The organism is Ruegeria sp. BHSB064 (assembly GCF_059613205.1).
Genome location: NZ_JBXWSB010000162.1, coordinates 1 through 8,238, shown reverse-complemented (window position 1 = coordinate 8,238; position 8,238 = coordinate 1). Strand labels below are relative to the sequence as shown.

General features: G+C 52.4%; 9 protein-coding genes. All 9 read left to right on the top strand.

Annotated features, from left to right (window positions below; translation table 11 throughout):
* The coding region (locus AC2FNU_RS22575) for a hypothetical protein (RefSeq protein WP_496792971.1) at positions 1-351 on the top strand (351 nt) is incomplete at its 5' end.
* Between the two features lie 3 nt (positions 352-354).
* Positions 355-708, top strand: coding sequence for a hypothetical protein (locus AC2FNU_RS22570; protein ID WP_170452329.1), 354 nt, complete (start codon positions 355-357; stop codon positions 706-708).
* Positions 698-1,552 carry a hypothetical protein gene (locus tag AC2FNU_RS22565; RefSeq protein ID WP_496792969.1) on the top strand — a complete coding sequence of 285 codons (855 nt, stop codon included), beginning with the start codon at positions 698-700 and terminating at the stop codon, positions 1,550-1,552. The genes AC2FNU_RS22570 and AC2FNU_RS22565 overlap by 11 nt, the downstream gene beginning before the upstream one ends.
* A 92-nt stretch (positions 1,553-1,644) precedes the next feature.
* The gene (locus tag AC2FNU_RS22560; RefSeq protein ID WP_170576373.1) at positions 1,645-2,844 is read left to right on the top strand and encodes an N-acetyltransferase DgcN family protein; all 1,200 of its coding nucleotides are present in this window, start codon (positions 1,645-1,647) and stop codon (positions 2,842-2,844) included.
* On the top strand, positions 2,841-3,962 hold the full coding sequence (locus AC2FNU_RS22555) for an alanine/ornithine racemase family PLP-dependent enzyme (protein WP_496792967.1): 1,122 nt from the start codon (positions 2,841-2,843) through the stop codon (positions 3,960-3,962). Before AC2FNU_RS22560 ends, AC2FNU_RS22555 begins: the two co-directional genes overlap by 4 nt.
* 379 nt (positions 3,963-4,341) lie before the next feature.
* Positions 4,342-4,914, top strand: coding sequence for a hypothetical protein (locus AC2FNU_RS22550; RefSeq protein ID WP_170743321.1), 573 nt, complete (start codon positions 4,342-4,344; stop codon positions 4,912-4,914).
* Between the two features lie 557 nt (positions 4,915-5,471).
* Positions 5,472-6,104, top strand: coding sequence for a tyrosine-type recombinase/integrase (locus AC2FNU_RS22545; protein ID WP_170743320.1), 633 nt, complete (start codon positions 5,472-5,474; stop codon positions 6,102-6,104).
* 1,502 nt (positions 6,105-7,606) lie between these two features.
* Positions 7,607-7,744: a hypothetical protein gene (locus AC2FNU_RS22540; RefSeq protein ID WP_170743319.1), complete on the top strand. Its 138-nt coding sequence runs from the start codon at positions 7,607-7,609 to the stop codon at positions 7,742-7,744.
* The coding region (locus tag AC2FNU_RS22535) for a hypothetical protein (protein ID WP_496792965.1) at positions 7,744-8,238 on the top strand (495 nt) is incomplete at its 3' end. The genes AC2FNU_RS22540 and AC2FNU_RS22535, both read left to right, overlap by 1 nt.

Here is an 8,238-nt window from a genome sequence, read left to right as displayed (position 1 = left end):
GACTGCGCGGGGAAGATCCAACAAACTATATGGAGGACCAAGGTGAGCACGAGATCGTCCAGTTCTTTGGTGACGTTTTCAAATCCGTTCTCTTTGTCCGGCTACCCGGATGAACTTCCTGCAGGCGAGTATGAAGTAGTTGTTGAAGAAGAACTACTACAGGGCCTGAGTTTCGAAGCATATCGCAGAACCGGAACCTACCTGACAGTTCAGGGCAAAGGCAGCAAGCCAGGTCGCACGGAAATGCGCCCAATTGACCCAGAAGATTTTGAACTGGCGCTCAAGCAAGACCAAACCTTGGCCACATCTAACAATGACAGCGATGCGGCGCTTTCCCCGCAGGAGGAATAGATTATGAACACGCCCGAATGGCTTAAACCCGGAATCTACGGCGCCCTGATCGGAGGAGTTTTCGTAGGCGTAGTTGGATTTTCTTGGGGTGGATGGATGACCGGCAGTAACGCGGACAAGATGGCCAACGCCATGTCCCGCGACAATGTAATCGCTGCGTTGGTTCCGATCTGCGTCGACATGGCGAGAACTGACACCCAACGCGCCGAAAAAATAACAACGATCAAAGAAGCTTCTTCTTTCAAGCGAAAGGATGCCGTTATGGCAGCCGGCTGGGCAACGGTACCGGGATCCCAAACCCCCAACAAAGATCTGGCACAGGCCTGCATTGAGGGGCTGAACCTGGATGGATCGTAACTCAATCACTCAACATTCGGACAACGCCGTTTGCACCAGGACAAATCGAAAAAATCAGCACTGGTTTTACTCTCACTTTATGACGGCGCTGTTTGTCGGCGTTTTCAGCTGCTTGGCGGGCTCCTTTATCTCATCAAATCCCGCATCGGCCGAAACAAATTCGATCCCGGATAATGCGCATCCCAAAAAATATGGCGACGGTTGGGAATGCGATTTGTCCTATCGGTTGGATGGCGAAGAATGCGTTGCCATTGTCGTGCCGGGAAATGCCCACCCCACAAACAGAACCTACGGCTCAGGGTGGGCATGTATGCACGGCTTTGTTGAAGTTGGCGGCACCTCATGCACTGAAGTGATTGTGCCTGAAGGTGGATATCTCGATCCATCAGGTGAGAGGTGGCGGTGCCTGCGTGGATACACAAGAGTAGACGATAGCTGCCAGAAAATCGTGGTGCCGGATAATGCTTACCTGACGAATAGCACTTATGGATCTGCATGGCGTTGCAACCGTGGCTACGAAAAAAACGGAGAAGCATGCGTGGCAGTAGCGGTGCCGGAAAACGCTTTTCTGAACGCATCAACCAGCGGGCGTCCCTGGACGTGCGAGCGTGGGTATTTTGAGCGCGACGGACGATGCGATGCCGTCTTTGTGCCTGAAAATGCTTTCTACGATGACGCGATCCATGGAGTTGGATGGAAATGCGAACGTGGCTACGAGGCGTCCGGTGATCGCTGCAATGCAATCGAGCTACCGGCAAATGCCCATATCGACCGATCCGGCAATGGGTGGCAATGCCACAAAAACTATCATCGATCAGAAGGGCTGTGTGTTCTGAACCAGTGAGAATTCAGACAGAAAGCCCACTTTCCCAAACTTCACAATTTTTGCCCGTCCTTACCAAGGACGCGCGTTTCACAATCTAAAAAGGAACAAATATGAAACCCGTACCCATTGCGTCGGATGCCAAGCAGTTCATTGCCAGCGATGCGCAAAAGCTGCCGCCTGAACAAGCAGTTTTTCCAGAGCTTCACCGCAAGACACTTGTGACAGATACACCGACTGCAATTGTGTATTGCGAAGGAAACTTCGCAAAGATCGATGGCAAGACGGCTAATGGTCTCGTTCGACATTCACAGGCCTATCGCGTTCTTTCGGTGATCGACAGCACGTATGGCGGTTGTGACAGTGGCAAAGTGCTTGACAATGTCGCAAATCAGGTTCCCATCTTCGATGATCTTGATGCCGCCGTCGCTAATGAAGCTACGATCCCGGACACGTTTATTTACGGAATGGCGCCGGCCAGCGGCAGAATGTCCCTTGAGGATCGCGAAGTTGTTGTGGATGCGATAACGCTCGGAATGAACATCGTCAGTGGGCTGCATGAATTTCTTAGCGATGACAAGGAGCTCGCCGGATTTGCCAAAATTCACGATGTCACGATACGCGACATTCGCAAGCCGCGGCCAAATCCCGACCTGCGCCTGTTAGATGGCAGTATTGGAGACGTCCAGGCGATCCGCATCGCGGTGTTCGGCACCGATTGTGCAATTGGAAAGCGTACAACCGCGACAATCCTGACAGGCGCACTTAACGCGCATGGGATCAAAACAGTTTTGGTCGGCACCGGCCAAACTGGTTTGATGCAGGGCGCCAAGTATGGTGTCGCGATGGATTCGGTGCCGCCGCAATTTTGTTGTGGCGAACTTGAGCGCGCTGTCGTTGCGGCATCCGAGGGTGAGCACCCGGATGTAATAGTGATCGAGGGCCAGGGCGCGCTAAGCCATCCGGCTTTTTGCACATCAGCCTTCATTCTGCGAGGCAGTCAGCCACATGCAGTTATTCTTCAACACGCGCCTAAACGAAAACGTCGATGTGATTTCCCCAACATGACTATGCCCGACCCTTGCGATGAAATCACCCTGATCGAGGCTTTTGCGAACACAGAGGTAATTGGCATGACGATCAACCATGAAGGAATGAATGATGTTGAGATTTCAAAGGCCATCACAGACTACAACTGCAAATTGTATCTCCCGGTCACTGACGCATTGAACCGTCCTCCAAAAAACTTGGTGAATATGGTTCTATCTGCCTTTCCGCGCTTGCAACCCGTACGTGCTACGACGATTGAATGAGCAAGCTGCGTATCGACGTTGATCTGGACAAAATTCGGTACAACACACGGTTCCTGGTCGACCACCTTAGACCCCGCGGAATTACGGTGACAGGTGTGACAAAAGCCGTTTGCGGTCATCCTGAGATTGCGAATGCTATGCTTGAAGGTGGCGCGACAGGGCTGGCGGACGCGCGGATCAGCAATATCATGCGTATGCGCGATGCTGGAATCTCGTGCTCCATATCCTTGATCCGAACGCCCATGCTGAGCCAGGTCGCGCAAGTCCTTGATAACTGCGATGTCAGCTTCAACACTGAGATGGACATTATCGCCAGCCTGGCTATCGAGGCGCTGGGGAAGAACATTACTCACAATATTATCCTGATGGTGGAAATGGGGGATATGCGGGAGGGCATCTTGCCTGAACACCTTGAGGGCACTGTGTCTCAAATTCTTAGAATGGAAGGGATTTCTCTGAAGGGGATTGGCGCAAATTTTGCCTGTCTGGGTCATGTGGCACCCTCTGCAGGAGCAATGGAATTGCTTTCGTCGCTTGCCGCCGACACCGAACTTGCAAGTGGACCCGCTCTGGAAACAGTGTCAGGCGGCGGTTCTGCCAGTTTGCCATGGGCGCTTGGCAAGGGGGCGACCGGAAAAATCAACAACCTGCGTCTGGGTGAGGCCATCCTGCTGGGTACCGATCCCGTTTCGGGGTACGCGATCGACGGGCTTTACACAGATGTTTTCACGCTTAGGGCGGAAGTGATCGAAACGAAGACCAAATCAAATCCAAATTCCTTGCAATTGAATTATCCTATACCTTCTATGCAGTGTGTGACTTTAGACAGTCCTTCGAAAACTCGGTCGATCCTTGGCATTGGACTCCAGGACACCGATGCAGCGGGTCTAATATTCCCTGCTGGCGTCACGTTCGTCGGAGCCACCAGTGATCATATCGTTGTTGAAAACACCAATTGTCTGCTTCGCCCTGGTGGCGAGGTAAAGCTGAAATTGAACTATAGCGCGCTCTCGCGCGGCATGGCTGCACCTGATGTAGCAAAAGTCTTCCATGGTGATGGCGCATTGGTTGACTGCACCCCAGCGAACACTGATCGCCCATATTCGAAGCGAAAGTAGCGCGCCAGGGTTGCCGCCGCCTCGGTTCTGCTTCAGCCACCCGTCTTATTCTACGGCTTTACGTAGTAAATGAGGCACCCAATCCCTATATTGGATGTAGCCGCATTCACTTTTCACACCCTATCTGGGCTCGTGGGTGTTGCGGACAATCAAAGGATCAAAATGATGTCTTTCAAAGACCTGACGACCAGAGCGGCTGCCGCACTGAAGGAAAACGATGCGGACGCGTCAAAAAAAGAAGTGACGTCGAAAGGGCAGGACGCCGTCCCCGAAAAATCAAAGCCTAAACCTCAAAACTGATAATACCCTGCCGGGAGCGGGTGGCTTGTTCTTGTTTACATCTCCGAGCGAGCGGTATCAGCAAAGGAGAACTACCCAAATGAACCAACTAATCAGCAAGACAATCGCAGTCTTTTCCAGGCCGTTTACTTTCCCTGGCTTTGACGAATTACTCCCGGCGGGCGAATACGACATAGAAACTGAGCTTTCCGCACCACCAGATTATTTGGATCCAGAAGCCTGGAAAGCATCAGTGCTAATCTTTCTGCTTCCACGGAAATCTCACCCCGGTCTGGCGCGAACCTTGACCGTTTCTCTTACTGATTTGGAGAGAGCCCGCGCAAAGGATAAATTGTCTTCAAAGCAGTTGTCGCAGTTCTTGCTCGACCAACTTTTGGCCGATCCCATGGTGCAATTGATTATGGAAGCGGATGGTGTGTCTGAGACTCAACTTCGGCACCTCTACTCGGAGTCGCTCATTTCTGAGGCAGACGACGGATCATCAGATCAACGAGCCATACCACGAGGATGCGCAAGCGGTTCTCGGTATGCTTTCGCTGTCCAAGCTGCTGAGAACGAAGGAATGCCAGTTCGTCCTATTAAAACCCCTCGGATTACAGGCCGTCCCATCGGACAGTCTGAACCAGGCAGCTCCTTCAATCTCAAGGCTTAGGGCTCGGAACTTTCTTTTCCAGTCGCTGTATAAACCAAAACAGAAATCGAGGCTAAGAACTGATGGAAGACTTCGACAACGACGCAGATACGATCATGGCTCGCGCCCACAATGACGTGCCGCAAGAACGCCCGTGTCTTCGTTGCAGAACGCCATTCTGGAGCGAAGGGTTCGGAGAGCGGATTTGTCGACGCTGCAAGGGGTTGAGCGCGTGGCGAAATGGCGTATCAGTAAGCCCTGGGTTAGCTCGGCGTCGCTGATAACCTGACGCCGGTCTTACCAGCTTTTCTGATCATATCTCATTTTATCTTATTGGTGCTGACCCGGGCCTTTTAACGTGGAACCCGATCGGTAATCGGTGCTGAAGACGAAGCGTACGCGCGGTTTGGACTCGAACCGTTCTTATGCGTAGTGATATGGGCTCAAGCCGCCTAATGCACACACTTAAACCATGCCAGTATTCATAATCGGACAGCAGGCATTCACGCCGCTTGTACTATTCGGTGGTCAGCGCGGTGCTGTTGCTTGGGTGCGGAGGGTGGATCGGAGTGCAAAATATGCCAAGAGTCCAACTACCTGCAGTCACCCCAAAACCCAGAGCTTGGAACAAGGGGCGGATCATCGGTCAGAAACGACCGCTACTCCCAAAACAGGTCTGGGCGATCCGTGCCCGGCTCGAACTTTCTGGAAATCTGCGTGATCTCACAATGTTCAACGTCGCGATTGATAGCAAGCTACGCGGCTGCGATCTGGTCAAACTCGCTGTGACCGATCTTGTCAAAGACGATCGCGTCCGTGAGCGTGTTTCGGTGATCCAGAGCAAAACCAAGCGATCTGTTCAATTCGAACTGACGGAAAACACGCGAGAAACTGTATTGGTATGGGTAAAATCACCGGAAATGTTTGCTAGCCGGTTCATGTTTCCAAGCCGATTCCATGATCGACCACACATCTCGGCGCGCCAGTATGGCAGGCTGGTTCGAGACTGGGTGACCGCAATCGGATTGGAACCGAGCGGATATGGCACGCATTCGCTTCGCCGAACCAAAGTAGCTGAGATCTACCGCAAGACAGGAAATCTCCGCGCGGTCCAACTTCTGCTTGGGCACACAAAGGTCGATAGCACCGTGCGATACCTGGGCGTTGAATTGGAAGACGCGCTAAGCATTGCAGAGCGCATAGACATCTGAGACAGTTTGGCGAGCGGCGCTGTCGGTCGCCAATCCATAGTGGTTCTAGTTCTTTTACGCAGGAGTGGGACGTAGCGTGCCCTGAGCGGAAGTGTCAAAATCTTGTTGCGTACGCTCGCAGCACAGTTTTCTCGGCTCAGGCGCAATTTACAGAGTGCGGGACCGAGCGGCCATTTGATCACGCCGCGAGTACTTGTGCAGAAGCGGCGCGAAAATCGCTGCGTTGCAGCCAATGTTATCAGGCCAGTCATTCATAGTCACGGGGAAGCCTTGATCACATACTCCTCTTTCGCCGCACTCAGGCCAGACAATTTCTTTCGGTAGTTCACCAAGGATCTTGGTCACCGGCAGTTTCAAAAACTACCTGCCCTGGCGGTACTTGCATTGCGACAAGGGAAACTTCCTTGACTCTATTCTGGCTAAGGACCACAAAAGTGCATTGGTGAAAGTTACTCGTCGCCGCGATGCTGCCGGCTTCGATGATCCAATGGCCTTCAGAATAACTGTAGCATGTGCCCCAGCATAGGAACGGGTTTCGCTGGGGTCTTCGCTATGAGCTCGTTCCTCGCAAGCATTCGCAACTGTCACCTGACAAGCCCCAGTCATCGCGTGAACCATGAAAGAAGGCGCCGTATGAACTGCACATGGCTTATAAATTGCGTGTTTGATGCCCGATAGATCAGGTCTCAGGCTCCTTTTCAATCAGTCATTCATCGTGTTTACGCGCTGCATTCTTTGTTTGATCCCGACACTCTTGGTGTTGCTCTCCGGAACGCAGCTTCCCGCCCAGGTCGCGGGCAATGCCGGTGGGTCTGTTTGTGACGAAGGTTTCGAAAACAAGAACGGATCCTGCCAAAGAACAGACGTACCAGAAAACGCATATTTGACGGGTAGCTCCTATGGTAGCGGCTGGGAATGCAATCACGGTTTCCAGAATGTCGGAGAACTCTGTGAGGAAATAAGAGTTCCTGAAAATGCCTATCTTGCATCAACCGGAGATCAGTGGGAGTGCAATCGGCTGTTCCAGCGTGTCGGGGAACTCTGTGAAGAAGTGATGGCACCTCAAAATGGGTACGTCGAAACCCGGTTTGGCGTGCAGGAAATACACTGCAACTGGGGATTTCGTAAGGAGGATCAGGATTGTGTTGCGATTAATGTCCCGAGCAACGGCCGCCTGACTGACAAAAACAGCGCGGATGGTTGGGTGTGCCTCAGAGGTTACAGGGCAGCGGAGAGCGGTTGTGAGCCTGTGGCTGTTCCACAGCATGCATATCTTGCACCTGAAACGTATTCCGGATGGAAATGCGAACGTGGTTTTCGCGCAAACCGGGACAGGTGCGTTGCGATCCTTGTCCCTTCAAACGCTCACTTGAATCGAAGAGGTGATGGTTGGGAATGTAATCGGCCGTTTACACGACAGAACGATAAGTGCACCGAAAATGTGCCGCGACAATAGGTTGGTGGGAACCAATACCGCCTGACATATCCGGAAGGACGAATCCGTGAACCATAACTCGATTGACGAAAACCTGGGTAAAATACTCAAAGCCGAAAAGGCGCAACGCTGGTCCTACAGCATAAAGATGTTTGTCGCATTGGCGGTGATTGTAGCGGCCATAATTGTGGTGGTGTTTCTCTGATGCGTAAAAGCACCCCTCAGGTTAGCCTCCGACACCCAAAATCGGCAATTCGCGACCTAGAACAAAGAGCATTTCAGGAACGCAGTGTTCGTAAGTCGCGGAACGCTGACGTAGCCGGTGTGATTGAGGAACAGTTTGGCAAGTACTTGATTAAGGCCGGCATTCTGAGCGGTAACAGCGTTGCGCGCGCATTCCCCAAGCCACCAGCTAAAACGCAGGCAATGATTGCCGATGCAGTTGGTGAAACACCAGAGTTGGCCATTGAAGCCTTAAAAGGAATTCTCGAAGAACGAGACAGGAAACGTAGCGGTCAACGACGTTTGGAAGGAAACTCCGGCACGCTCGTTCCCAGTGCAAGAGAATATGCAGAGGCATTGCGCCAGATCAGGCTCACCCCTGCGCAGGTCACAATGCTCAAAGCACTTACTATCGCAGGTAGGGAAGGTCTGACCATTGGTCACTTGTCTCAGGCAGCCGGTTACAAATCACGCGAG

Excerpts from the sequence above, each read along its gene's own strand:
- AC2FNU_RS22570 (WP_170452329.1), top strand. The coding sequence starts at position 355 with ATGAACACGCCCGAATGGCTTAAACCCGGAATCTACGGCGCCCTGATC.
- AC2FNU_RS22565 (WP_496792969.1), top strand. The coding sequence starts at position 698 with ATGGATCGTAACTCAATCACTCAACATTCGGACAACGCCGTTTGCACC.
- AC2FNU_RS22560 (WP_170576373.1), top strand. The coding sequence starts at position 1,645 with ATGAAACCCGTACCCATTGCGTCGGATGCCAAGCAGTTCATTGCCAGC.
- AC2FNU_RS22555 (WP_496792967.1), top strand. The coding sequence starts at position 2,841 with ATGAGCAAGCTGCGTATCGACGTTGATCTGGACAAAATTCGGTACAAC.
- AC2FNU_RS22550 (WP_170743321.1), top strand. The coding sequence starts at position 4,342 with ATGAACCAACTAATCAGCAAGACAATCGCAGTCTTTTCCAGGCCGTTT.
- AC2FNU_RS22545 (WP_170743320.1), top strand. The coding sequence starts at position 5,472 with ATGCCAAGAGTCCAACTACCTGCAGTCACCCCAAAACCCAGAGCTTGG.